The sequence below is a fragment of the Microbispora sp. CA-135349 genome, from assembly GCF_050947365.1.
Taxonomy (GTDB): domain Bacteria; phylum Actinomycetota; class Actinomycetes; order Streptosporangiales; family Streptosporangiaceae; genus Microbispora.
The window spans coordinates 3,405,976-3,430,158 of record NZ_CP192001.1; the positions used below are offsets into that span (position 1 = coordinate 3,405,976).

At 71.1% G+C, this 24,183-nt stretch carries 25 protein-coding genes and 1 tRNA gene; 8 read left to right on the top strand and 18 right to left on the bottom strand.

From position 1 onward, the window contains the following. Positions 1–12: 12 nt before the first annotated feature. Positions 13–345, top strand: a complete 333-nt coding sequence (locus ACQPZZ_RS15965; protein WP_363636396.1) for a putative quinol monooxygenase — start codon at positions 13–15, stop codon at positions 343–345. Between the two features lie 7 nt (positions 346–352). Here ACQPZZ_RS15965 and ACQPZZ_RS15970 read toward each other — a convergent pair whose 3' ends face one another. The 4 genes from ACQPZZ_RS15970 to ACQPZZ_RS15985 all read right to left on the bottom strand — a co-directional run bounded on the left by ACQPZZ_RS15970 (position 353) and on the right by ACQPZZ_RS15985 (position 3,626). Beyond that, positions 353–625, bottom strand: a complete 273-nt coding sequence (locus ACQPZZ_RS15970; RefSeq protein ID WP_432932807.1) for a type II toxin-antitoxin system RelE family toxin — start codon at positions 623–625, stop codon at positions 353–355. After that, positions 622–909 (bottom strand): type II toxin-antitoxin system Phd/YefM family antitoxin, encoded by a 288-nt coding sequence (locus ACQPZZ_RS15975; RefSeq protein WP_363636392.1) that lies wholly within the window; start codon positions 907–909, stop codon positions 622–624. The genes ACQPZZ_RS15970 and ACQPZZ_RS15975 overlap by 4 nt, the downstream gene beginning before the upstream one ends. Before the next feature lie 132 nt (positions 910–1,041). After that, positions 1,042–2,715, bottom strand: a complete 1,674-nt coding sequence (gene pruA, locus ACQPZZ_RS15980) for an L-glutamate gamma-semialdehyde dehydrogenase (RefSeq protein ID WP_432932809.1) — start codon at positions 2,713–2,715, stop codon at positions 1,042–1,044. Continuing rightward, a complete protein-coding gene (locus tag ACQPZZ_RS15985) occupies positions 2,715–3,626 on the bottom strand; it encodes a proline dehydrogenase family protein (protein WP_432932811.1) in 912 nt (303 codons plus the stop codon). The genes pruA and ACQPZZ_RS15985 overlap by 1 nt, the downstream gene beginning before the upstream one ends. A gap of 83 nt (positions 3,627–3,709) precedes the next feature. Between ACQPZZ_RS15985 and ACQPZZ_RS15990 the strand changes: the two genes are divergently transcribed. After that, on the top strand, positions 3,710–4,765 hold the full coding sequence (locus tag ACQPZZ_RS15990; RefSeq protein ID WP_432932813.1) for a PucR family transcriptional regulator: 1,056 nt from the start codon (positions 3,710–3,712) through the stop codon (positions 4,763–4,765). A 4-nt stretch (positions 4,766–4,769) separates the two neighbouring features. On the opposite strand, the gene ACQPZZ_RS15995 is transcribed toward ACQPZZ_RS15990, so the two are convergent. From ACQPZZ_RS15995 to ACQPZZ_RS16020, 6 genes are all read right to left on the bottom strand, one after another. After that, positions 4,770–5,210, bottom strand: a complete 441-nt coding sequence (locus tag ACQPZZ_RS15995; RefSeq protein WP_432932815.1) for a hypothetical protein — start codon at positions 5,208–5,210, stop codon at positions 4,770–4,772. A gap of 86 nt (positions 5,211–5,296) precedes the next feature. Further along, complete coding sequence (locus tag ACQPZZ_RS16000) at positions 5,297–6,322, bottom strand: RNA polymerase subunit sigma-70 (protein WP_432932817.1); 1,026 nt, start codon at positions 6,320–6,322, stop codon at positions 5,297–5,299. Between the two features lie 127 nt (positions 6,323–6,449). Further along, positions 6,450–7,907 carry a hypothetical protein gene (locus ACQPZZ_RS16005; RefSeq protein WP_432932819.1) on the bottom strand — a complete coding sequence of 486 codons (1,458 nt, stop codon included), beginning with the start codon at positions 7,905–7,907 and terminating at the stop codon, positions 6,450–6,452. 90 nt (positions 7,908–7,997) lie between these two features. After that, positions 7,998–9,050, bottom strand: coding sequence for a glycosyltransferase (locus ACQPZZ_RS16010; protein ID WP_432932821.1), 1,053 nt, complete (start codon positions 9,048–9,050; stop codon positions 7,998–8,000). Positions 9,051–9,164: 114 nt separating this feature from the next. Further along, entirely contained in the window at positions 9,165–10,094 is a 930-nt protein-coding gene (locus ACQPZZ_RS16015) for an anti-sigma factor RsbA family regulatory protein (RefSeq protein ID WP_432932823.1), read from the bottom strand. A 136-nt stretch (positions 10,095–10,230) separates the two neighbouring features. Continuing rightward, positions 10,231–12,036, bottom strand: a complete 1,806-nt coding sequence (locus ACQPZZ_RS16020; RefSeq protein ID WP_432932825.1) for a SpoIIE family protein phosphatase — start codon at positions 12,034–12,036, stop codon at positions 10,231–10,233. 97 nt (positions 12,037–12,133) lie between these two features. On the opposite strand from ACQPZZ_RS16020, the gene ACQPZZ_RS16025 reads away from it, so the two are divergent. Beyond that, positions 12,134–12,844 carry a GAF and ANTAR domain-containing protein gene (locus ACQPZZ_RS16025; protein ID WP_363636372.1) on the top strand — a complete coding sequence of 237 codons (711 nt, stop codon included), beginning with the start codon at positions 12,134–12,136 and terminating at the stop codon, positions 12,842–12,844. Positions 12,845–12,897: 53 nt separating this feature from the next. Here the strand turns inward: ACQPZZ_RS16025 and ACQPZZ_RS16030 are convergent, their stop codons facing one another. Beyond that, positions 12,898–13,254 (bottom strand): STAS domain-containing protein, encoded by a 357-nt coding sequence (locus tag ACQPZZ_RS16030; RefSeq protein WP_363636370.1) that lies wholly within the window; start codon positions 13,252–13,254, stop codon positions 12,898–12,900. Positions 13,255–13,440: 186 nt separating this feature from the next. On the opposite strand from ACQPZZ_RS16030, the gene ACQPZZ_RS16035 reads away from it, so the two are divergent. The 3 genes from ACQPZZ_RS16035 to ACQPZZ_RS16045 all read left to right on the top strand — a co-directional run bounded on the left by ACQPZZ_RS16035 (position 13,441) and on the right by ACQPZZ_RS16045 (position 16,071). After that, positions 13,441–14,220: a SigB/SigF/SigG family RNA polymerase sigma factor gene (locus ACQPZZ_RS16035; RefSeq protein WP_432932828.1), complete on the top strand. Its 780-nt coding sequence runs from the start codon at positions 13,441–13,443 to the stop codon at positions 14,218–14,220. A gap of 120 nt (positions 14,221–14,340) precedes the next feature. Continuing rightward, on the top strand, positions 14,341–14,757 hold the full coding sequence (locus tag ACQPZZ_RS16040; protein ID WP_432932830.1) for an ATP-binding protein: 417 nt from the start codon (positions 14,341–14,343) through the stop codon (positions 14,755–14,757). Positions 14,758–14,772: 15 nt separating this feature from the next. Next, positions 14,773–16,071 (top strand): NAD(P)/FAD-dependent oxidoreductase, encoded by a 1,299-nt coding sequence (locus ACQPZZ_RS16045; protein ID WP_432932832.1) that lies wholly within the window; start codon positions 14,773–14,775, stop codon positions 16,069–16,071. 48 nt (positions 16,072–16,119) lie between these two features. Here ACQPZZ_RS16045 and ACQPZZ_RS16050 read toward each other — a convergent pair whose 3' ends face one another. The 5 genes from ACQPZZ_RS16050 to ACQPZZ_RS16070 form a co-directional block, all read right to left on the bottom strand. Continuing rightward, on the bottom strand, positions 16,120–18,120 hold the full coding sequence (locus ACQPZZ_RS16050) for an ABC transporter ATP-binding protein (protein ID WP_432932834.1): 2,001 nt from the start codon (positions 18,118–18,120) through the stop codon (positions 16,120–16,122). Then, positions 18,117–19,850, bottom strand: a complete 1,734-nt coding sequence (locus ACQPZZ_RS16055) for an ABC transporter ATP-binding protein (protein WP_432932836.1) — start codon at positions 19,848–19,850, stop codon at positions 18,117–18,119. The genes ACQPZZ_RS16050 and ACQPZZ_RS16055 overlap by 4 nt, the downstream gene beginning before the upstream one ends. Positions 19,851–20,089: 239 nt before the next feature. Then, complete coding sequence (locus ACQPZZ_RS16060; RefSeq protein WP_030509495.1) at positions 20,090–20,284, bottom strand: hypothetical protein; 195 nt, start codon at positions 20,282–20,284, stop codon at positions 20,090–20,092. A 7-nt stretch (positions 20,285–20,291) separates the two neighbouring features. Further along, positions 20,292–21,182 carry a hypothetical protein gene (locus ACQPZZ_RS16065; protein ID WP_432932838.1) on the bottom strand — a complete coding sequence of 297 codons (891 nt, stop codon included), beginning with the start codon at positions 21,180–21,182 and terminating at the stop codon, positions 20,292–20,294. Further along, positions 21,179–21,829, bottom strand: a complete 651-nt coding sequence (locus ACQPZZ_RS16070) for a hypothetical protein (protein ID WP_363636357.1) — start codon at positions 21,827–21,829, stop codon at positions 21,179–21,181. Before ACQPZZ_RS16070 ends, ACQPZZ_RS16065 begins: the two co-directional genes overlap by 4 nt. 118 nt (positions 21,830–21,947) lie before the next feature. Between ACQPZZ_RS16070 and ACQPZZ_RS16075 the strand changes: the two genes are divergently transcribed. Next, positions 21,948–22,283, top strand: coding sequence for a DUF6458 family protein (locus tag ACQPZZ_RS16075; RefSeq protein ID WP_432932840.1), 336 nt, complete (start codon positions 21,948–21,950; stop codon positions 22,281–22,283). A 9-nt stretch (positions 22,284–22,292) separates the two neighbouring features. On the opposite strand, the gene ACQPZZ_RS16080 is transcribed toward ACQPZZ_RS16075, so the two are convergent. Next, positions 22,293–22,727, bottom strand: coding sequence for a hypothetical protein (locus ACQPZZ_RS16080; RefSeq protein ID WP_432932842.1), 435 nt, complete (start codon positions 22,725–22,727; stop codon positions 22,293–22,295). A gap of 92 nt (positions 22,728–22,819) precedes the next feature. On the opposite strand from ACQPZZ_RS16080, the gene ACQPZZ_RS16085 reads away from it, so the two are divergent. Then, positions 22,820–22,893 (top strand) — tRNA-Pro (locus ACQPZZ_RS16085). A 36-nt stretch (positions 22,894–22,929) separates the two neighbouring features. On the opposite strand, the gene ACQPZZ_RS16090 is transcribed toward ACQPZZ_RS16085, so the two are convergent. Next, a complete protein-coding gene (locus ACQPZZ_RS16090; RefSeq protein ID WP_432932844.1) occupies positions 22,930–24,111 on the bottom strand; it encodes an IS481 family transposase in 1,182 nt (393 codons plus the stop codon). Between the last annotated feature and the right edge of the window lie 72 nt (positions 24,112–24,183).

A 24,183-nucleotide genomic window follows, 5' to 3' on the forward strand; every position in this document is an offset into this window, starting at 1 on the left:
AGGAGACGCCAGATGATTTTCATCACCGCGAAGTTCCGGGTGCTGCCGCAGCACGCCGACCGGTGGCCGGAGATCACCCGTGAGTTCACCGAGGCGACCCGCGCCGAGCCGGGCTGCCTGTGGTTCGACTGGTCGCGCAGCCTCGACGACCCGGCAGAGTACGTCCTCGTCGAGGCGTTCCGGGACGACGAGGCCGGCGCGGCGCACGTGGGGTCGGAGCATTTCCGGACGGCCCGGCGTACGCTGCCGCCCCACCTCGCCGAGACCCCGAGGATCGTCAACGTCACGGTTCCGCAGGACGACTGGTCCCTCCTCGGCGAGATGGCCGTCCCCGCCGAGGACTGAGACGACCTCAGAACCGGTAGGCGTCCCGCCGATGTTTGATCGTCTGGATCGTCACGGCGTGCTTGTCCTCGTCGATGCGGTAGACCACCCGGTAGGTGCCGCGCCGGGCGACGTACAGCCCTTCGTACGGTTCCTGGAGGGGCTTGCCCACCCGCCACGGCTCACGGGCCACAGCGCCGGTGATGAGCTCCCGGGCGGCGGCGGCCACCTCCTCCGGGAGACCGCCACTGAGGGCGCGGCGCGCCGGCGGAGCGAGCAGGACGCTGTATCGGTCGCTCACGCACTCGCCTTGCCGAGACGAGCGGCCATGATGGCGGCCATCTCCTCCTCGGTCGTCACATCGCCCCTCGCCTCGGCGGCGGTGGCCTCGACGAGATCGGCGCGCATCTCGGGGTCGGCGAGGATTTCGAGCGTCTCCTGCAGGGATTCCCACTCAGCCACTGACACGATCATCGCGTGCGGGCGGCCGTTGCGCGTGAGAGTGAAGTGGTCGTGCTCACGGGCGGCCCGATCGGCCAGCTCGGTCAGCCGGTCCTTGGCCTCACTGATCGGGATTATCTCCATGCGTCCATGGTAGTCGTCTAGCCGGAATTCCGGCCGGCAAGTCGGCCAACAGGGCCATGGGGCTGAGGTGAGCGGGGATGCACGGCGATGCCCTCGAAACCCCGCATCGGGTTCCGAGGGCATCGCGGCCCGTCAGTAGCCGAGGTCGCCGAGGTCGGGCTGCTGCCAGCCGCCCTGCGGCACGTCGCCCTTGTAAGGACCGCTCACAACCGGGGGCACGAAGGTCTCCTTGATCGTGCGGGCGTTGACCCAGCGGATCAGGTTGAAGATCGAGCCGGCCTTGTCGTTGGTGCCCGAGGCGCGGGCCCCGCCGAACGGCTGCTGCCCGACGACCGCGCCGGTGGGCTTGTCGTTGACATAGAAGTTGCCGGCCGCGAAGCGCAGCCGCTCGGTGGCGTCGGCGATCGCGTACCGGTCCTGCGCGATGACCGACCCGGTCAGCGCGTACGGCGCGACGCTCTCCATCTGGTCGAGCACGGTGTCGTACGACGCGTCGTCGTAGACGTGGACGGCGAGGATCGGGCCGAAGTACTCCTTCACGAAGACCTCGTCCGAGGGATCGGCGCACTCGAGCACGGTCGGCCGCACGAAGTAGCCGGCCGAGTCGTCGTAGGAGCCGGTGAGCACCTCGATGGAGTCCGCCGACCGCGCCCGGTCGATCGCGTCCCTGTGCTTGGCGAAGGCGCGCGCGTTGATCACCGCGCCCATGAACGTGGACAGGTCGCCCGACACGTCGCCCACGGTGAGCGACTCGGCCGCCGAGACGAAGTCGTCGCGCATCCGGGTCCACAGCGAGCGCGGCACGTACGCCCGGGAGGCCGCCGAGCACTTCTGGCCCTGGTATTCGAAGGCGCCACGCAGCAGCGCGGTCGACAGCACGCCGGGCTCCGCGGAGGGGTGGGCCAGGATGAAGTCCTTGCCGCCGGTCTCGCCGACGAGCCGCGGGTAGCCCCGGTAGCCCGTGATGTTCTCCCCGACCGTGCGCCACAGGTGCTGGAAGGTGGCCGTCGAGCCGGTGAAGTGGATCCCGGCCAGCTCGGGGTGGGGCAGCGCGACCTCGGAGACGGCGGCGCCGTTGCCGGTGACCATGTTGATCACGCCGGGCGGCAGCCCGGCCGCCTCCAGCAGCCGCATGGTGAAGTGCGCCGCGAACTGCTGCGTCGGCGACGGCTTCCACACCACGACGTTGCCCATCAGCGCCGCCGACGCCGGCAGGTTGGCCGCGATGGAGGTGAAGTTGAACGGCGTGATCGCCAGGACGAAGCCCTCCAGCGGGCGGAACTCCATGCGGTTCCACACGCCGGGCGACGACTGCGGCTGCTCGGCGAGGAGCCGCCGGGCGTAGGCGACGTTGAACCGGAAGAAGTCGATCAGCTCGCACGCGGCGTCGATCTCGGCCTGCTGCGCCGACTTCGACTGGCCGAGGATGGTGGCCGCGTTGAGCGTGGCCCGCCACGGGCCGCTGAGCAGTTCGGCGGCCCTGAGGAACACCGCGGCGCGCTCCTCGAACGGCAGGGCCCGCCAGCGCGGCGCGGCCTCGAGCGCCGCGTCGACCGCCGCCCGCACGTCGGCCGCGGTGGCGTCGGCCGTTCGGCCGAGCACGGCGGCGTGGTTGTGCGGCTGCACGACGTCGATCGGGGCGCCGCCGGCCATGCGCCGCTCGCCGCCGATCGTCATCGTCAGGTCGAGGGACGTCCCCGACAGCTCCTTGACCCGGGTCTCCAGGGCCGCGCGCTCGGCGCTGCCCGGTCCGTACGCGTGCACCGGCTCGTTCGCCGGCACCGGGACCTCGGTGATCGCATTCATCATTTACCCCTCAGAGCGCGAAGGAAGAAGGCGACGTTGGCCGGGCGCTCGGCGAGGCGGCGCATGAAGTAGCCGTACCAGTCGTCGCCGTAGGGGACGTAGACCCGCACCCGCGACCCGGCCGCGGCCAGCGCCGCCTGCCTGTCGGCCCGGATGCCGTAGAGCATCTGGAACTCGTAGTCGCCGGTGCCGCGCCCGGCGCCCACCGCGAGCGACTCGGCGATCGCGATCAGCCGGTCGTCGTGCGTGGCCACCATCGGGTAGCCCGTGCCGTTCATGAGCACGCGCAGGCACCGCACGTACGCGCGGTCGACCTCGGCCTTGCTCTGCCAGGCCACCGACGCGGGTTCGGCGTAGGCGCCCTTGACCAGCCGCACCCGCGAGCCCGCGAGATCGCGGCAGTCGGCCTCGCTGCGGAACAGGTAGGCCTGGATCGCCACGCCCGTCTCCGGGAAGTCCTCCCGCAGCGTGCGCAGCACGCCGAGCGTCGCGTCGACGGTGGTGTGGTCCTCCATGTCCAGGGTGACCGTGGCGCCGCACTCCCGGGCCGCCGCGCAGATCTGCCGCGCGTTCTCCAGGGCCATGCCCGGGTCGAGGGCCTGGCCCACGGCCGACAGCTTGACCGACACCTCGGCCCGGGTGCCGAGGCCGAGGGGCCGCAGCTCCTCCAGCAGCGAGACGTACGCCTTGGCGGCGGCGACGGCGGTCCCGGGGTCCCGGACCTCCTCGCCCAGATGATCGATCGTGACGGACAGCCCGGAGCCGGTCAGGCGGCGCGTCGCGGCGACGGCGTCCGCGGCGGACTCTCCGGCCACGAAGCGGTCGACGACCTTGCGCGTGAGCGGGAGCCCCGACACGGCCCGGCGGGCGAGCGGGCTGCGTGAGCCCGCGAGAAGCAGGGAACCGAGCATGGCCTCAGGCTAAATCCGCACGTCACGGAAGTTCCACGGACATCCGCCACAGCATTTTTCGACAAATGCACAAGAATGTCAGCATGCAAGACATCGTCGATGAGATCTCCCGCCTGCTCGACGCCTCCGTGACACTGGAGGACCGCTCGTTCAACCTGCTGGCGTACGGCGCGCAGAGCGGGGACATCGACCGCGTGCGGCAGGAGTCGATCCTGCGCAGGCACGCCTCCGACGAGGTACGCGCCCACTTCGAGGCGTACGGCATCGCCACCGCGACGGGCCCGGTGCGCATCCCCGGACTGCCCGGCCTGCTCGGCCGCGTGTGCGTGCCGCTGCGGCACGGCGGAGTGACCTACGGCTACCTGTGGGCGCTCGAATCCGGGGAGCTCACCGACGAACGCCTGGCCGCCGTCGCGCCGCTGGTCGGCCGGGTGGCCGCGCTGCTGGCCACGCAGGCCCGCGGGCGGCACGCCCCGCTGCGCGAGTTCTTCTCGGCCGATCCCGCGGTCCGCGCCGCCGCCGGCGTCGAGGTCGAGGGCCCGGTGACGGCGGTGGCCGTCCGGACGCCGCCGGAGGTGCCGGGACCGCCCCGTACGCTGCCGCGCGGCGTGCTGGCCGACCCGGACGTGACCGGGACGGCGATGGACGCGCCGCTCCTCGCGGTGCTGGCGCCCGCCGCGCAGGCCGCGCACGTCGCGCGCCTCCTGCACGGCCTGTACGGCATGGCCGCCGGCGTCGGGGGCCCGCGCGACGACCCGGGGGAGGCGTGGCAGAGCTGGCGGGAGGCGCTGCTGGCGCTGCGGGTGGCCGAGCACGTCGAGCGGCACGCCCCGGTCGCCGACTGGAGCGGGCTCGGCGTCTACCGGCTGCTGGCCCGGCTGACCCCGCGCGACCTGGCCGACCTCGCCGCCGAGTCCGCCGCCCTCACGCCCCGGATCGCGGCGAGCGTGGAGGCCTACCTGGACCACGCCGGGCAGGTCCAGGAGACGGCGGCGGCGCTGGGCGTGCACCGGCAGACGCTGTACTACCGCCTCGGCAAGGCCGGCCACCTCACCGGGCTCGACCTCGCCGACGGGGAGGACCGCCTGCTGCTCCACCTGTCGCTGAAGGCGGCGGCCCTGCTCCCGACCCATCCGTGACGGGCTATCCGATCCGGGTCATGTTCGACTCGTAGCCCCCGCCGCCCGGGTAGTGCCAGCCGCCGGTCATCGCGTCGCCATCGGCGGTGAAGGTGCCCTGGAAGTACGCGGGAGACCCCTTCGCGCCGCCCCAGATGGTCAGTGTGTCGCCGTCGAGTTCGTAGACGTAGTCGAGGGTGTCGCCCTCGCCGCCGTAGTAGCGGGACTTGATGTCCTCGCTGGGGGCGTCCGCCCCGTAGGGCCTCTCGCGGCCGATGACCTCGAAACCGACGATCGGCCGGCCGTCCTGCTCCAGCCGGATGTCCTGGATGAGGAAGAATCCCCCCTCCATCCAGCGGTAGGTGACCGTGCCCTCCGCGCCGCCCGTCACGCGCCATGAGCCGACCAGCCGGTCCAGCGCCCTGACCTGCTCGTCCGGCTGCGTCGTCTCGATGATGTCCGGCATGGTGTTCTCCTTCTCCCGTTCGTGCGATACCGCTCGTGAGACGGTGCGGGCGGGATGAGGGAATCGGTCCGGACGGGCGATCGGTGTCACGATCCGATAACGGCCCGGTCGGTGGCGGAAGGGCCGATGGAGAGCGGCAGGCCGAAGAGGGGCAGCAGCTCGGGACCGAAGGTGGTGATCTCCGTGACGAGGCCGTCCTCGGCACTCAGGACGTCGATGTTGACCGCGGTGTAGAAGATCTCACCGGGCCGCCGCACGTAGTTCGCCACCGCGGGCTGCCGGTTCACCGCGAGCGGGACGCAGTGCCACTCGCCCCAGCGCTCCTCGCCCTCCAGGACCGGCCGCCACATGCCGAGCACGGCCGCGCGCCCGTCGAACACCAGGGCGGCGGGCGGCATGGCCTGCCGGACATCCTCGCGCAGCAGTTCCGCCAGCGCCGTCAGGTCGGCGTTCCTCGAGGCGGTGACGTACCGCTCCAGCAGGTCGAGCTCGTCCCGGCTGGGCTCGGTGGCCGCGGCCCAGTCCGCCCGCCGCCTGGGCAGACGGGCGCGCAGCGTCGCGCGGGCGCGCTGCAGCGCGCTCTTGACCGAGGCGACGCTCATCTCCAGCGCCTCGGCGGTCTCGGTCACCGGCCAGCCGGCCACGTCACGGAGGATCAGCACCGTCCGCTGCCGTGGGGGAAGGTGCTGGATCGCCGCCAGGAACGCCAGCTCGACGGTCTCCCGGGCGATGGCCACCGCGTCCGGCCCGCCGTCGTCCGGCGCCGCCAGGTCGAGCAGTCCGTCCGGATAGGGCTGGAGCCAGGGGACGTCGGCCGGAGCCGGACGCCCCGGGCTCCGCGAGGTGTCCGCCGCCACCTCGCGGGCGCGGGCCGGGCCGGACAGCGCATCCAGGCACGCGTTCGTGGCGATCCGGTACAGCCACGCCCGGAACGTCGAGCGCCCCTCGAAGCTCTCCCGCGCGCGCCAGGCCCGCAGCAGCGTCTCCTGCACCAGGTCCTCGGCATCGGTGAACGACCCGAGCATCCGGTAGCAGTGCACCCGCAGCTCGTGCCGGTGACGCGCGGCGAGCTCCCCGAACACGGCCTCGTCGCCCGCCCGGACCGCCTCCACAGCCGGCTCCGCCGTCGGTTTCCCATCCGGGTCCGCGGTCGGTTCCGCCGTGGGCCGCCCGGCCGTGCCGTCCTGTCCGCTCACACCCGCCCCGCGTCTCCGTCACGCATCGAGATCATCCGGCAGGTTACCGCTCCGGAGCCCGGTAGATCCTCACCGAGTCGACGTACACCGTGCCGCCGCCGGAGTTGCGCAGCACCAGGCCCATCCCCTCGGACCGGGGGACGTACGGACCGGTGTAGTTCCACACCTGCCTGCCGTCCAGCCAGAAGGTCACCCGGCCGGGCAGCCAGTCGACGGCGATCGTGTGCCACTGGGTGAAGTCGGCCGGCATCTCGGCCCGGGCCTGTTCCCGGCCCTGCCGCACGGACAGCTCCGCGCTGCGCCCGCCGATCGCGGCCACGCCGATCGCCGCGTCTTCCGTCTGCCGGTCGTCGGTGCCCCCGGATTCCGGGCTGTCGTACCGGGGATCCGCGTATCCCGAGTCGTACGGCGAGTCTCCATATCCCGGGTCGTCGTACTGCGAGCTGCCGTACCGCGAGTCGTCATACCGGGAGTCGTCGTACTGCGAGCTGCCGTACCGCGACGCGTCGTACTGCGAACTGCCGTACCGGGAGTCGCCGTACTGTGAGCTGCCGTACTGTGAGCTGTCGTACCGGGAGTCGCCGTATTGCGAGCTGCCGTACCGCGACGACTCGTGCCGGGAGTTGCCGTACCGGGAGCCGCGGTGCCGCGAGTTTTCGCGCGGCCGGGCCTGCGACTGGACAGACCGCAGCAACGCGACGGGTGCGGCGCCCTCATCGGCCCGGACGCGGACCTCCCAGCGGCCGTACCGCTGGACCGACGAGCCGGACAGGTCCATGTCGCCGCCGCCTCCGGTGAGGCGCAGCGCCTCGCCGCCGAAGTCCTCGGCCAGGGCCGGGCTGCCCCAGCCGCCCGCGGAGGCGCCGCTGGGGCGGGCGAGCGGTGCGGGGGACGGCGCGCGCGACGCCACCGGGGATGGTGTACGCGACGGGACCGGGGACGGCGCGCGCGACGGCGGGGAGGAGGACTCCCGTGCGGTCCCGCCCCCGGCTCCGGGGCTCACCCCGACGGGCACGCGCTCCGCCCGGGGCACGTCCTCCGGTTGGATGGCGTCCACCACGACCGGTTCGTCCGCGGACCGCGCGAGCCGCATCGCAGGCTCGGCCGCGGCCGTGGGCGAAGGCGTCGCCCGCGGTCCGGAGGAAAGACCGGGGGAGGGGACGGAGGAAAGGAGGGGGGAAGGACGCGGCGCGGGAGCCGCGGGGATGTCGCCGATCTTCTCCGCGACCCTGTCGGCGGCCTCCCCACCGCTCTCGTCCGCGCTCTTGCCCGCGATCTTTCCCGAGGTCTTGTGTGCGGCCTCGTCGCCGGAACCGGCGGCAGCCGCGGCGGTCCGCGTCGCGCTCAGCCCCGCCGCGTTCGCGTTGCCCGGCGGCGCGCCGGACGAACCCGGGGAGGACGCGGACCCCTGTGCGGTGGACTCGCTCCCGGCGTTGAACACCTTCGTGGAGTCCTCGCTCGAACAGGCCGTGGCGGCGGCGATGAGCATCGCCGCCGCCACCGCTAAACCAGGCCCATGACGTGACATGAGCCGAGTTAATCACATGATTTCACTCAGATAACGGCCTAAATCCGGTAATATCGCTTGCCTTTACGCGCACGTCTTCTCGTATACGCGAAGCAGTTCCATGCTGATTCGCTCGACCGAATAACGGGAACGGGCGCGGTCGGCGGCAGCGTAGCCGATGGCCGTACGCAGGGTGGCGTCGCCGAGCAGGCGGCGGATCCGGTGCGCGATCTCCAGCGGGCGGTCGGGCCGGGTCAGGAATCCGGTCACGCCGTCCACCACCGAGTCGAGGTGCGCCCCGGAGGCCGAGGCGATGACCGGGATCCCGCAGGCCATGGCCTCCAGCGCCGCCGTGCCCGTGGGGACGGTCGGCGGCAGCGACAGCACCAGGTCGGCGCTGCGCATGAGCTTGGGCATCGCGGTGTGCGGAACCATGCCGAGCATCTCCACGCGGTCCGCCACGCCGTGCTCCCCGGCGAGGGCCCGCAGCCGCTCGACGCTCTGGTCGTCGCCACCGGCGATCACGAGCTCGGCGTCCGGTACGGCCCGCAGCGCGTGCACGGCGTAGTCGGCGCCCACGTGCCCCACGTGCAGGAGGCGCGGCCGCTCGCCCCTCGGGAAGGCGGGGCCCTGACGGCGGAAGCGCTCGATGTCCACGCCGTGCGGGACGACCGAGATGTTACGGCGGGGGACGCCCATCCGGATCAGCTCGGACTCCTCGTCGGCGCAGGCGGCGATGACCGCCCTGGCCCGGCGTCCGATCGCGCACTCCAGCCGTCGCACCGGCGCGGCGCTCCGGCTGTCGTCGTAGTGGCTGTGGAAGGTCTGGGTGACCGGCACGCCCAGGCCCTCGGAACCCGCGATGGCGGCCAGGCCGCTCGACCACGAGTAGGCGTGAATGATGTCCGGGCGGTGCTCCCGCCACCTGCGCCGCAGGCCGTCGCTGAAATCCGAGATGTAGGGCAGGAGGTCGCTTTCCGACAGCTCCACATCGGGTCCGGCGGGCACGTGCTCGACACCGTCCACCGTGACCTTCGACCGGGTGTAGACGGTCACCCGGTGGCCCCTGCCCAGCTCACGGGCGATGGCGGGAGTGTCGGGAGTCAGTTCGTGCGCGGAGACGATCGCGATATCCATGGCACACCTCAAGACAGGAAGGCGCTTGAAAGGGTGTGCCTGCGTCCTAGGCACGATCGATGTAGATGATGTTTACCTTACTCTGATTCGCGCTAAACGCCTAATCGGGAAAAATCACGCGCTCTCCTGCAGCCGCGACGTCGCCACCTCCAGCCTGATCCGGCGGCCGCCCTCCTCCTGCCGGATGTCCACGTAGTCGCAGATCTGGCGGGCCAGCCACAGGCCGTCCTCGGGACGCTCGGCCTCGCCCGGCGGCGTGAAACCGGCGAGCGGATCGCATCGGGTCCCCCGGCCTGCCCACAGGTCGCACACCAGCGCCCCGAACGTCTCCCACACCCGGGCGGTCAGCGGCAGGCCCAGGTAGCGAGCCGCCTCGTGCACGGCCACGCACAGCATCGCGACCCTGTCCTCGGGCAGCCCGTGAAGCAGGGCCTGCCGGCCGGCGAAGTGCCGTACGCGGTGCAGGTGGCCGATCCGCGCGACCGCGGCCCCGGGGGGAGCCTGCGGGAGCGGCTGCCGATCGCACTCGCCGATGAACCGTGCCGGGTCGGCGTACGCGGGGGACACCCGCCGCCCCCGGCCGCCGGTGCTGATCGCGGGATGGGTGCGCAGGGCGTCCTCGACGAGGCCGCGATCGGCCGCCCTGGTGTCATAGGGGCAGATCATCCACACGCCCGTGCCGGCGAGGATGACGTTGAGGCCCGATTCCATCCGTTTCCAGGCCACGACGTCGCGGGAAGAGCGGCCCGCCCACACCGGCTCGGCCAGAATGCGGACCCGCCCGCGCGCCGCGTTCCGCTCCCAATAGCGCAGGAAGGCCGTCGCCCGATGCGCGGTGCGGCGGCCGAAGTACGCGCTCTCGGCGTAGTCGACGCGCCGGGCGTCGTCACCGAGGGCGGCGCCGAGGAGTTCGAGGTTTCCGGCGGTCGTGGTGACCATCACCGGCTCGCCGCCGTCGAGCCCGTCCCGGACGAACGGTACGGCGATCTCGAGGAACTCGTCGTCGGAGCCGTACAGACCGGCCTCGTGAACCAACGCGCTCATGCCGCCTCCTCGCCTGACGGCTCGGAGTCGCATGAGCGATTCGCGCTGTGCCTATTGCTTCGTTCGCCCATGCGATCGCCCCCACGCATCGCGCTGACTCCAGTCCACCACTTCGCGGTGGGGGCGGCAAATCCCGTCAGCGGGATCGGCGCAGCGAGAGGAGCGTGATCTCGTCGACCGCGTGGCTGCCGCAGAAGGCCCGGTGGTCCTCCTCGATGGCCTTGACGACCGCGCTGGGGGGCTGCCCGGCGCAGCGGGCGAGGGTCTCGGTGAGCCGCTGCTCGCCATAGTTGTCCCCGCCGGGGCTCTGCGCGCCCACCAGGCCGTCGCTGTACAGCACCAGCGCCTCTCCGGCCGACAGCGTGAGCTCCTCGGTCGCGGGCACCGAACCCTCCTCGAAGCCCAGCGGGACGCCGCCGCCCTCGTGGAACCGGACACCGCCGCCCGGCTGGATCAGCGCGGCGGGATGATGGCCCGCGGAGGCGAGCCGCACCTTGCGGCCCCGGACGAAGCCGGCGGCGGCCATCACGAACAGGCCCGTGTTCTGCGCGACGAGGGCGTCGCTGACCTTGCGCAGGGCCTGTCCCGGGTCGTCCTCCCACACGCTCAGCACGCGCAGGCCGTTGCGGACCATGGCGGTGACGGCGGCGGCCTCCTCGCCTCGCCCCGCCGCGCTGCCGATCACGAAGCCCCACCCGTTCTTGCTGGGGAACACGTCGTAGAACTCGCCGCCGATGGCACGCATGCCGGAGCCGGGGTGGTAGGCGGCGGCGATCTCGAAACCGGGGATGTCGGGCAGTGTGCGGGGGAGCACGCCGGTCTGCAGGGTGTCGGCGGCCTGCGCCCGGCGCTGGAACCCCTGCTGCGCCCGCATCGCCAGGCCGAGGTGCAGGCCGATCTCCTCCATCAGGCCCAGATCGGCCAGGCCGAACGGCTGCCGGTCGCGCAGCCGTACCAGCGTGAGCACGCCGCGCGCCTCGTCGTCGGTACGGATCGGCACGCTCAGCAGCGAACCCGCGCGCATCGCCTGGAGCATGTCGCCGCCGAGCAGGGAGTCGTCGCTCAGCATCTCGTGGACGACGCCGCTCTGGGTGGCCAGCACCTGCTCCACCACCGGCGCCAGCGCGGGCGGGGCCTCCTCGACCGTCCGCTGCAGCCGCCCGACCGGCTGGTCACTCGGTCCCATCACGACCGAGCGGACCAGGTCGCCGTCCCTGACGACGTCCGCGATCACCCAGTCGGCCGTCTCGGCGGCCAGCAGGCGGGCCGCCCGCAGCAGGGCGACCGGCTCGCGCAGGCTCTCCTCGTCCAGCAGCAGCCCGGTCAGCCGCGACAGCAGCTCGTGCCGTCTGGCCGCCGCCAGGACCGCCGCGTCGTCGGGCGCGCCCGTCCGCGCGGCCGGCTCGGGCAGCTGGACCTCGGTGGGCAGCACGACCCCGGCGATCATCTCCTGCGGCTCGCCCGGCATCCGCAGGCGGCTCAGCACCAGCCGTACGGTGTGGGCGCGGCCCTGGTGGGCCAGCCGGGTCTGGAAGGAGGCGCTGTCGTCGCCGTGGAGGACGGCGGCGAGGCGCTGCCGGAACGCGGCGCGGGCGGTCACGTCGACGAGCAGCGGGAAGGCGCGGCCGATGAGATAGCCGGCGGGGCTGCCGAGCAGGCGGGTGGTCTCGTTGTTGATGCGGCGCACCGTGCCGCCCGTGTCCATGATGATCACAGGGATCGGCAGCGCGCGGAACACCTGGCGCAGCAGCTTCTGCTCGCGCTGGCTGCCGCCGTCCCTGCGCCTGCGACTGCGCACCAGCTCACTCAGGGCCTTGCGGCACAGTTCCTCGGCGGCGTCCAGCTCCCGTAGCATCGCACCCGGATCGGGATCGTCCCGTAGGGTGGCGATGCGGTCGGCGAGCCCGCTCAACGCGCGCTCGAGCTCGGCGGTGTCGGGCAAGCTGCCCCCCTCTCTCGACGTAGACGCTACGCCAAACCCCGGGTCTAATCGATCCAGCCTGGATTAACCCGGAAACTATGGGAATGGTCTTTCTACCATGGAGACGACATCCATTCTCGCGCGTGACCTCGCGGCTTTGGGCCGTGTGACGGAGGGCACGTCGGCGGAGAGTGTCCTGCGCGGCATCACCGAGGCGGTGGCGCGAGGCGTGCCCGGCTGCGCCGGCGGCACGGCCGAACTGTGGATGGAGGAGCGGGTGCTGCTGGCCGCCTCCCACAGCGAGCTCACCGTGCTGATCGACCGGGAGCGCGGCCTGCGCGAGGGCCCGTCGAGGGAGGCGCTGTCCACCGGGCGCCCGGTGACGATCCCCGATGTGATGCGCGAGTCCCGCTGGTCCCGCTACGCCGCCACCGCCGTGCGGCACGGGGTGCGGTCGGTCCTCGTGGTGCCGATCGCCGTGGAGGGCGCCGTCGCGATCATCGGCCTGTACGGCGTGCGCCCCGGCGTGTTCACCTCCGGCGGCTCGCTCATGGCCCTGCTGCGCGAGCAGGTCACCGTGGCGCTGGCCAACATCTGGGAGTTCGACGACGTCCTCACCGGCGCCGCGCAGATGCAGGAGGCGCTGGCGGGCCGATCGGTGATCGACCAGGCCAAGGGCATCATCATGTCGAAGAGCGGCTGCTCCGCGGAGGAGGCGTTCGAGGAGCTCAGGCGGGTGTCGCAGCACCATCAGGTCAAGGTGGCCGATCTGGCCAAGCTCCTGGTCACCGAGCACCAGCAGAAGCACGGCGGGGCCGCCCCGGCCTGAGCGGGCCGTACGCGCGGGCGGCGGCAGCGGGTTGTGACAGCGGGGCGGCGGGATCAGGCGGCGAACGCGGCCAGGGCCTCGTCGAGGGTGTCGAACAGGGGCAGCCGCTCCGACAGGCCGGTCACCCACATCACCTTGGAGTTCGGATACTGCACCGAGACCAGCGCGAAGTTGCCGCCGGCCGTGGTCGAGCGCTGCCAGTTGTGCACGATCAGGCCCAGCGCCCGGGAGTCCATGAAGGTGACGCCGCCCAGGTCAAGGATCATGTCGGGGCCGTGGTCGTCCGCCGCGGCGTCGAGATAGTCCGAGAACTGGTCACGGGTCGTGGCGTCGAGGACACCGTTCACGTGGATCACCACAATGTCCCCCGCCATACTGGACGTCAGGGACAGCAGTCCGTTGTTAGACACCTCGCGCCTCCTCTGCGGCAACATTACTGGTGCCGAAGGGGTGGTGATACTCCTGATTTTGGGGCAATATACTGAAGCAGAGGTCCAGCAGAGGGCCTCGTCTCGACACTGTAGCGAGGCGTGCCTTCTGCTTGGTGACCCCACCGCGTAGGCGCCCTCGCGAGAAAATACGAGGGGACTGCGCAGATGGCTGCCGAGGTCCGTGCAGAGACCGTCAGCAATCCGACCGCCGAAGAGCTCCTGGCCGAGCTGGCCGAGGGCGGACTGTCCGAGGAGCGGCGGGAACGCCTCCGTGAGAAGATCGTCGAAATGCACCGCCCGATGGCGAGGGACATCGCCCGGCGGTACCTCAACCGCGGCGAGCCGATGGAAGATCTCCTCCAGGCCGCGTACGTGGGCCTCATGAAGGCCATCAACGGCTTCGACCCCACCCTGGGCCACAGCTTCCGCGGGTACGCCATGGTCACCATGACCGGTGAGGTCAAGCGGCACTTCCGGGACCGCACCTGGGCCGTCCGGGTGCCCCGCCTCTACCAGGAGCGCCGGGCCGAACTGAACCGGCACGTCGCCGACATGACCCAGGAGCTGGGCCGGTTCCCCACCGTCGCCGAGCTCGCCAAGAAGATGGGCCTGTCCGAGGAGGACATGCTCCTCACCATGGACGCCTCGGCGGCGTACAGCACGCTCTCCCTCGACGCGCCGATCGGCGCCGACGACGACGCCGCCGCCCTCGGCGACGTGATCCCCGAAGAGGACGACGCGCTCGACACCCTGGTGGACGCCGAGGCGCTGAAGCCTCTCATCGACCTTCTCCCCGAGCGGGAGAAGAACATCCTCCTGCTGCGGTTCTACGGCAACATGACGCAGGCCGAGATCGCGGCGGAGTTCGGCATATCGCAGATGCACGTCTCGCGGATCCTTCGCAAGACCCTCGACCAGCTCCGGGCGGAGCTCGTCGCGGGATGAGAGGATGCGACGATGCCCGGGACACCGCCTGTGCCACGGCGGTGTCCCGGGGTATCTTCGTCCTGCCCACAGCCCATGGATTCTGAGACGGCCACATTTCCGGCGGGAGGCGTGTACCGGGTGAAAGATGACGGCGTTCCCGCGCACGTCACCGGAGCGGCCAGGGAGCGTGCCTTCTCCTTAGCCGACCTGCCCGATCTGCGGGAGTTCGCCGCCGCCGAGGCGCTGCGTCGCGGCATGCGGGAAGACGCGATAGGCGACTTCCTCGTCGCGCTCAACGAGGTCGCCACCAACGCGGTCACCCACGGGTCTACCAAGGCCCGGCTGGGTATCTGGCGGGAGGGGCCGGCCCTGGTGGTCGCCGTCCACGACGACGGCAGGGAGTGGCGTTTGGAGGGCGAACCGGGTCACGACCCGCCTCCGGAGGACGCGACCAGCGGCATGGGGCTGTGGGTGGCGCGCCTGCTGAGCAACGACCTCCAGGTCACCACCGGTCCCAGGGGAACCAGGGTGACGATGCGTTTCCTCCTTGAGTAGGGGTAGGGGACAGCCATGGCTGTCCCACGGATTCTGATCGTCGGCGGCGGATACGTCGGCATGTACACAGCACTCCGCCTGCAGCGCAGGCTCCGCCGCGGCGAGGCGCTCGTGACCGTCGCGGACCTCGACTCCTACATGACCTACCAGCCCTTCCTGCCGGAGGCGGCCGCAGGGAACATCGAGGCCCGGCACGTCGTCGTCCCGCTCAGGCGGGTGCTGAACAGGTGCCAGATCCTCAGCGGACGGATCACCCAGGTGCGGCTGGCCGACCGCAGGGCGGAGTTCACCCCGCACGAGGGGCCCGACCTCACCATCGACTACGACTACCTGGTCATGGCGCCGGGCTCGATCTCACGGCTGCTGCCCGTGCCCGGCCTGGCCGACCACGGCATCGGTTTCAAGACCATCGAAGAGGCCATCGCCCTGCGCAACCACGTGCTCGGCCGTCTCGACATCGCGGCGTCCACACCGGACCCCGAGGTCCGCCGCAGGGCTCTCACGTTCGTGTTCGTGGGCGGCGGCTACGCCGGCGTGGAGGCCCTGGCCGAGCTCGAGGACATGGCGGCCGACGCCCTCAAGTACTTCGACGGGATCAACCCCGAGGACATGCGCTGGATCCTCGTGGAGGCCACCGACCGGATCCTGCCCGAGGTGGGCGCCGACATGGGCAAGTGGACGGTCCAGCAGCTGCGCGAGCGCGGCATCGAGATCCGCATGAGCACACTGCTGAAGTCCGCCGAGGGCTGCCACATCGTGCTGAGCGACGGCGAGGAGTTCGACACCGACACCCTCGTCTGGACGGCGGGCGTCAAGCCGAACCCGCTGGTCGCCGCGGGCGACCTGCCCCTGGACAAGAAGGGCAGGATCAGGGTCGATCCATACCTGCGCGTGCACGGTGCCGACTTCGCCTTCGCCGCGGGCGACTCAGCCGCCGTGCCCGATCTGACCCGGCCGGGCGAGTTCTGCCCGCCGAACGCCCAGCACGCCGTACGGCAGGCCAGGAGGCTGGCCGACAACCTGCTGGCGGCGCTGCGCGGGCAGCCCCAGCGGCCGTACCGGCACAAGTACGCCGGGTCGGTGGCGACCCTGGGGCTCTACAAGGGCGTCGCGCAGATCTACGGCCGGGAGCTGCGCGGGTTCCCCGCCTGGCTCATGCACCGCACCTACCACCTGACGCGGATGCCCACCTTCAACAAGAAGACCCGGATCCTCATGGACTGGACGCTCGGGCTGTTCTTCCCCCGGGAGATCATCGCGATGGGGGCCATCGAGGAACCGCGCAAGGAGTTCACCCTGTCCGCCCGTTCGTGACCTGGCCTGTCGAGAGGTGCCGCGTGACCCGGGGTCACGCGGCACCGCTCACTGCGCCGCGGTGGTCGCGTCGTCGCCGGACAGGGCGCCGGCGACCAGCGCCCCGTTGAATTGGGCCGAATACAGCCGGTGGTAGGCGCCCCGGGCGGCGAGCAGCTCGTCGTGGGTGCCGTGCTCGACGATGCTCCCCGCCTCCATCACCAGGATGAGGTCGGCGTCGCGGATCGTGGACAGCCGGTGGGCGATGACGAAGCTCGTCCTGTCGCTGCGCAGCGCGGCCATCGCGTGCTGCACCAGGACCTCGGTGCGGGTGTCGACCGAGCTGGTCGCCTCGTCCAGGATGAGCAGGGACGGGTTGGCGAGGAAGGCGCGGGCGATGGTGATCAGCTGCTTCTCGCCGGCGCTGACGTTGCCGCCCTCCTCGTCGATCACCGTGTCGTACCCGTCGGGCAGGGTGCGGACGAACCGGTCGACGTACGTCGCCCGCGCCGCGGCCTGGATCTCCTCGTCGGTCGCCCGGGGGTCGCCGTAGGCGATGTTGTCGCGGATCGTCCCGCCGAACAGCCAGGTGTCCTGGAGCACCATGCCGATCTGGGAACGCAGGTCCTCGCGGCGCATCGCGGTGATGTCGACGCCGTCGAGGGTGATGCGGCCCGCGTCCAGCTCGTAGAAGCGCATGATCAGGTTGACCAGCGTGGTCTTCCCCGCGCCGGTCGGGCCGACGATCGCGATCGTGTGCCCGGGCTCGGCCACCAGCGACAGGTCCTCGATGAGGGGCTGCTCGGGCTCGTACCGGAAGGACACGTGCTCGAACTCGACGCGCCCCCGCCGGGTGGCGGGCAGTGCGGGGTCGGCGGGGTCGGGCTTCTGCTCCTCGGCGTCCAGCAGCTCGAAGACCCGTTCGGCGGAGGCCACCCCCGACTGCAGCAGGTTGGCCATCGAGGCGACCTGGGTCAGCGGCTGGGTGAACTGCCGGGAGTACTGGATGAACGCCTGGACGTCGCCCAGGCTCATCGACCCGCCGGCCACCCGTACGGCGCCGACGACCGCGATGGCGACGTAGTTGAGGTTCCCGATGAACATCATCGCCGGCATGATGATCCCGGAGATGAACTGGGCGCCGAAGCTCGCCTTGTACAGCGCCTCGTTCCGCTCCCGGAACACCTGCTCGACCTCCGGGCCCCGGCCGAAGACCTTCACCAGCTCGTGACCGGTGAACGCCTCCTCGATGTGGGCGTTCAGCGTGCCGGTGTGGGCCCACTGCGCGACGAACTGCTTTTGTGAACGCTTGGCGATCTGCCCGGTGACGATCATCGTGACCGGGATCGTGACCAGGGCGATCGCCGCGAGCAGCGGCGAGATCACGAACATCATGACCAGCACGCCGATCACGGTGAGCAGCGAGCTCAGCAGCTGGCTCAGCGTCTGCTGCAGCGTCTGGGACACGTTGTCGATGTCGTTGGTGACCCGGCTGAGCAGCTCGCCGCGCGGCTGGCCGTCGAAGAACCTCAGCGGCAGCCGGTTCAGCTTGTCCTCGACGTCGGCCCGGAGGCGGAAGACCGTACGCTGCGTCACGTCGTTGAGCAGGTAGCCCTGCAGCCACATGAACAGCGAGGCGGCCAGGTAGAGCCCGAGGACCCACGCCAGGACGGTGCCCAGCTCGCCGAAGTCGATGCCGTGGCCGGGGACGACGTCCATCCCCGCGAGCATGTCGGCGAAATCGCCGTGGCCGGAGGCGCGCAGCGCCTGCACGGCCTGCTCCTTGGTCGTTCCCGCGGGCAACCGTCCGCCGATCACACCACTGAAGATCACATCAGTCGCGCGGCCGAGCAGCTTCGGCCCGATGACGGAGAACACGACGCTGATCACCGCGAGGCCGACCACGGCCAGGAGCCTCGGCCGTTCGGGATTCAGCCGCCGTAGCAGCCGCCGGGCGGAGGGGCCGAAGTTCATCGACTTCTCCGCCGGCATCTGCCCGCCGCCGAAGGGACCGAAACCGCCACCTCCGGCGGGCCGCGGTCGTGCCGGTGCTGTGGGCCGGTCGCTCATACCGCACTCCCCGCGGTCAGTTGGGACTCGACGATCTCGGTGTACGTCGGGCAGGAGCCGAGCAGCTCTTCATGGGTGCCGATGCCGGCGACGACGCCGTCGTCCAGGACGACGATCTGGTCGGCGTCGGCGATGGTGGAGACCCGCTGGGCGACGATCACCACGGCGGCGTCGGCGGTGTACGGGCGCAACGCGGCGCGTAGCCGGGCGTCGGTCGTCAGGTCGAGGGCCGAGAACGAGTCGTCGAACAGATAGATCTCAGGCTTGGCGACCAGCGCGCGGGCGATGGACAGGCGCTGGCGCTGCCCGCCGGACACGTTCGTGCCGCCCTGGGAGATCGGCGCCTGCAGGCCCTCGGGCATCGCCTCGACGAAGTCGCGGGCCTGGGCGATTTCCAGTGCCTCCCACAGCTCCTCGTCGGTGGCGTCCGGGTTGCCGTACCGCAGGTTGCTCGCGACGGTGCCGGTGAACAGGTACGGCTTCTGCGGTACCAGGCCGATGCGGGTCCAGAGCATCTGGGGGTCGAGGTCGCGTACGTCGACCCCGTCGATCAGGACGGCGCCCGACGTGGCGTCGAACAGCCGGGGCACCAGGGAGACCAGGGTCGTCTTGCCCGACCCGGTGCTGCCGATGACGGCGGTGGTCTGTCCCGCGGTCACGCGGAAGGAGACACCGGACAACACCGGCGCCGCCGCGCCCGGATAGCGGAACTCGACGTCACGCAACTCCAGGTCGGCCCGGCGGTCCACCTGCCGTACGGGATCGCCGGGCGGGCGCACCGACGATTCGGTGTCCAGCACCTCGGAGATGCGTTCGGCGCAGACCGCGGCACGCGGAATCATGATCGAGATGAAGGTGGCCATCATCATCGACATGAGGATCTGCAGCAGGTACATGAGGAACGCGGTGAGGGCGCCCACCTGCATCTCACCGCTGTCCACCCGGGCGGCGCCGAACCACAGCACCGCGACGCTGGAGGCGTTGAGGATCAACATCACGGTGGGGAAGATGAGCGCGGTCAGCCGCCCGACGCGCAGTGCCGTCCCGGTCAGCGCGTCGTTCGCCTCGGCGAACCGGCGGGTCTCCTCACGCTCCCGAACGAAGGCCCGCACCACGCGGATGCCGGAAAGCTGCTCGCGGAGCACCTGGTTCACCACGTCGATGCGGGTCTGCATGGCGCGGAACTGCGGGACCATGCGGAAGACGATCAGCCCGATCGAGATCAGCAGCACGGGCACGCAGACCAGCATGAGCCAGGACAGCCCGACGTCCTGACGCAGGGCCATGATGATGCCGCCGACCCCCATGATGGGCGCGGCGACCAGCATCGTGCAGGTCATCACCACGAGCATCTGGATCTGCTGCACGTCGTTGGTGTTGCGGGTGATCAGCGAGGGCGCTCCGAAGTGGGCGACCTCCCGCGCGGAGAAGCCGCTCACACGGTGGAACACCGCCGACCGGACGTCCCGGCCGAACCCCGCCGCCACCCGGGCGCCGTGATAGACCGCCGCGATCGAGCAGGCGATCTGCACGAGGGACACGGTCAGCATCCACCCGCCGGTGCGCACGATGTATCCGGTGTCGCCGGTGGCGACGCCCTGGTCGATGATGTCGGCGTTCAGGCTCGGCAGGTACAGGGAGGCGATGGTGCCGACGAGCTGGAACAGCACCACCAATGTGAGCGCCGGCGAGTAGGGCCGCAGGTACGTGCGGAGCAGCCTGCTCAGCATGGCCGCGGTCCAGGAGCGCGTCGCGGGAGGGGCAAAATCATGCGGAACACGGTATATGAGCAGCTAGCTCGGTCACCCGTGGTTTTCGGCAGGAGCGAACACGGGCCGTCGCCCGATCGCCGCCGGGAAACCCGGCCGTCCGGACGCCGTCAAGCGGTGGCGCGACCGCGCGTACAACGGGTCTCGCGGGACGGTGTCCCGCGAGACCCGTGAGTCTTCGGCAGAGGGAGTGGCCGGGGTCAGCGACGGACGCGTCCGCCGCGCCAGCCGCCGCGCCAGGAGTTCACCCCGGCGGTTCCGACGCCGGCCTGGTGCAGGGAGAGCAGGCACAGGCCGAGGGCGAGCAGCGCGGTCAGGCCGATGCCGATGCTCGCGTTGAGGAGATCGAGGAGGAAGGCGATCCCGAAGACGACCGCCGCGGCGATGGCTAGCATTGTTACCTCACTTCCGGGTCAGGTGGGCCAGTAACGCGTGGTACTCGTGCAGGGCCAGGCGCAGCGCCTCGGTGTCGCCCCGCTCGTCGTCCTTCCACTTGTCGAGCAGCGCCTGCCGGCGGCTGGTGAGGGCCGACAGAGCCTCCTCCACGAGTGCGTCCGCCTGCTCGATGGACCGGCGGGGATCGTCGACGAAGCCCGTCTTGATCTCGCGCCACCGGCCCTCCAGCGCCTCGTCCAGCACGGACGCCGCGCCCGAGGCGGCGGTCGTGGTCGTGACGGGGTAGGCCACGGGGCCGTCCACGCTGAGACCGGTCGTGGTAGCGGCGGTGGCGTCAGCAGTGGTGTCCGCCGTGGCATCGGTGCCGGTGCCGGTGCCGGTCGTGGCGTCGGTGGAGGTCGCGGTGCCGGCGGCCGTCAGGTCGTCCCGGGCGTATCCGGTGCCGGCCGTGTCCGTGTCGTCTCCGCGGGTCTCGTACATGCCGGTGGCGGGAGCGGGGGCGGGGTCGTCGGCGTCCACAGGGCCGCCCGCGACGAGGCGGTCGCTCTCCTCCGTGTGCCTGCCGCCGGTCCGGGGCGACGTGAGGACGTCGTCGCCCGCCTGGCCGTACGGCTCCCGGAAGCGGGAGCCCTCCGCATCCGCGTCGGCCGTCCCGTCCGTCACCGCGTCATCGCGCGCACGGTCGGCGCCGGTGTCCTGCGCCGTCCCGTCCGCGTAGCCGGCGGTGTACGCGTCGCTGGGGGAGTAGACCGGGCCGGGACCCTCGTGCTCGTCCCGCTCGGCGTCCGCGAGAGCCCTTTCTCTGCGCGCCTCCTCCTCGAGGGGCTCGGGGGTCTCGGGAGTCGGCTGCTCGGCGACCTCGCCGCGCTCGTCGTACCTGTTCGTCCGCATCGTCATCGTCCCGCCTTCCGTACGTCCGCGTGACGGCCAATCGAGGCGCCGTCATAGCCGTCGGTCACGTGGGTGTCGCCGTTCAGGGTGTCGTGGACGTGGCCGTTCACCTCGGCGTCGGCGCCGTCGCCGAGAAGCTCCTCGAACAGCGCGCGGTAGTGGACCATCGCCTGGCGGAGCTCCTCCGTGGTGGCGTCCTGCCGGGCGGCGCGGCTGCTGATGTCGTGGGCGTTGCGGTAGTGGTCGAGCGTGGCGGCGTGGGCCACCGACAGGTCGCTCAGACGCTGCTCGAAGTCGTCGGTGGGGTAGCCGCGCTCCGCCATGACGGCGGTGACCAGCGCGTCCGCTTCGGTCACGGCGAAGCCGGGAGCGTCGACGAACCGTTCCTGCACCTCGGTCCACTTCCTCGCGTACCGGTCGCGGGTCCGCGGGTCGAGCGGACGGATGTCCAGCTTGGCGTGGCGCTCCTCACGGGCGCGCAGGTCCTGCTCGGCCTCCCGGCGGCTGTCGCTCTCCCGCACCGTCCTCTCGTACTCGGGTCCGAAACGGTCCTGCAGGTGGCGCCGACGGTTGCGTGCCGACACAAGGTAGCCGACTGCCAGGATCACCAGCACGGCGACGATCACCACGGCCACCCATGCTGCGGCGTTCATATCTGCCTCCAGGGGTGAGTGCGTTGTTCATCCGCACTGCCCGGGAATACGGCCTTCACGCCTTGCGTAATCGCGAATTCTCGGGGTAAAGGGCCGTTGACCAGCAGAGGAGGTAGCCATGGGCTTCGGGGCCAGTCTCGCCTTCATCGCGGTCGGCGCGGTCCTCGCGTTCGCCGTCAAATGGGACGTTCCTGGAATCGACCTTCAAATGATCGGCTGGATTCTCATGGCCGTGGGGGTCGTCGGAATGGTGCTGACCGGTCGCTACACCCGCCGTCCGCGGACGGAGGAGACGGTGGAGACCATCGAGCCGGACACGATGTACACAGTGGACCCGGCGGCCGAACCGCACGTCCACGTCCACGAGACCGAGTCGCACACCGCCGTTCACCCGGGTGAGCGCCACGTGCACGTACGCGAGGAGACCACGCCCCTGCCGCGCGACGGTGTGTGAGCCGTACGGTCAGGGAGTGGTGCCCGCCGCGTTCGTGGCGTCGCGGGCCTCGGCGAGGACCCGGGCGACGTGCGAGTCGTCCCGGGCCGGCACCTCGTGGAAGCCTTGCTCGGGGTCGTAGGCGATGTCCAGTCCGTTGTCGACCAGCCGGCCCGCCCACCGTAGAGCGGTGTTGAGCTTGTCCTTGGGGACCTGGCGCCCCTGGGCCGCGGCGGAGAGGCTCCGCAGGTTGGTGGCGGGGCCGCTCTGGCTGTGCTCGCGCCGCAGCTTCCACGGCAGGGCACGGCTGTGGTCCGTCATCGGCTTGGACAGACCGGCCGCGCGCTTCGCCTGCAGGACGCCCGACTCCGTGACCCCGAAGTGCTCCGCGAGGCGGGCGTTGGTCCATCCTTCCGCCGCCAGCCGGACGAGTTCTTCCTGGTCGATGCGCGCCTTCCTCCCCATGATCGCCAGCCTAGGCCCACCGGCGCGGTTCGTGTACGCACGAGGGCGGAATCTGCGCTAAGGTTTGGATGTGCCCAGGGAGACCAGGGCAACGGGACGTAGCGCAGTTTGGCAGCGCACTTGACTGGGGGTCAAGGGGTCGTGGGTTCAAATCCCGCCGTCCCGACACTGTGATGTCGCAAGACATCGAAAACCCTCGAACCTACGGGTTCGGGGGTTTCTTCGTGTACTGGGGTTGGTAGTCGCGGGTGGGGTCGATGATCAGCTCGCGGAGGAGCTCTCCGGTGGTGGCGTTGACCACGCCGACGTGGAGATCGTCGACGAGCAGGATGACGTGGGTTCGGGCGTGGGTTCGTCCGATGCCGATGTGGTGGAGCCGGCCGCCGACCCGGAGGGTGACGACGCCGGTGTGGTCGACGCGGTCGTGCCGGACCCGGGTGTGGGTGTCGCCCTCGCGGGTGCCGGCCGGTTGGGCCTTGGGCCGGGTGCTGTAGGCCGCGGCGGGGGTGGCCCGGTGCGGCCACGACCGGTGGGGGCGGTGGTGGTTGTAGGCGTCGACGAAGCAGTCGAGGAGGGTTTGTAAGTCGCCGATGGTGGCGGGCTGGTCGGGCTGGGCGCGCAGCCATTTCTTCATGGTCTGCTGGAACCGTTCGACTTTTCCGCAGGTGGTGGGGTGGTTGGGGGTGGAGTTCTTCTGGGTCACGTGCAGGCGGCGCAGCTCGCTTTCGAAGGCGTTGCGGCCGCCGCGGCCGCCGGCCGGCCGGGTGGTGAAGACCATGCCGTTGTCGGTCAGGGTGGAGGCGGGCACGCCGTGGGCGGCCACCGCGTGGCGGAAGGTGTCCCGCACGATCGGGCCGGTGACACGGGGGTGGGCCGTCACCGACAGGGCGTAGCGGGAGTGGTCGTCCAGCCAGGTGAGGATCTCGGCGTCGGTGCCGTCGGCCAGGCGGTAGTGGGTGAAGTCGGCCTGCCAGGTCTCGTTCGGCTGCTCGGCTTGGAAGCGGATGTAGGACGAGCGTGGCCGTTTGCCCGGCTCGGGGGTGACCATGCCGGCGCGGGTGAGGTAGCGGCTGATCGTCGCCCGGGACACGGTGACCTGGTGATGGTGGTGCAGGTGCCAGGCGATGGTGTCCGGCCCGGCGTCCAGGCCCTGGCCGGACAGTTCCTTACGCAGGCGGACGATCAGCTCGACGATCTCGGCGTCGATCGCCGTCGGTGAGGTCTTGGGTCGTCTGGATCGGGGCTCGAACGCTGTCTCGCCCTCAGCCCGATAGCGGGCGACGAGCTTGGACACCCAGCCCTTGGAGACGCCGTAGCAGCGGGCGACCTCCGCCTGTGAGCGGCCCTCGACGACCGCCGTGATGATGAGTCTGGCCTTCGACACGGGCCGACTCTCAACCGCCCGCAGGCCCTAACTCTCCGTGTTTCCCATCTCCGGAGACACGCGCCCACCGGG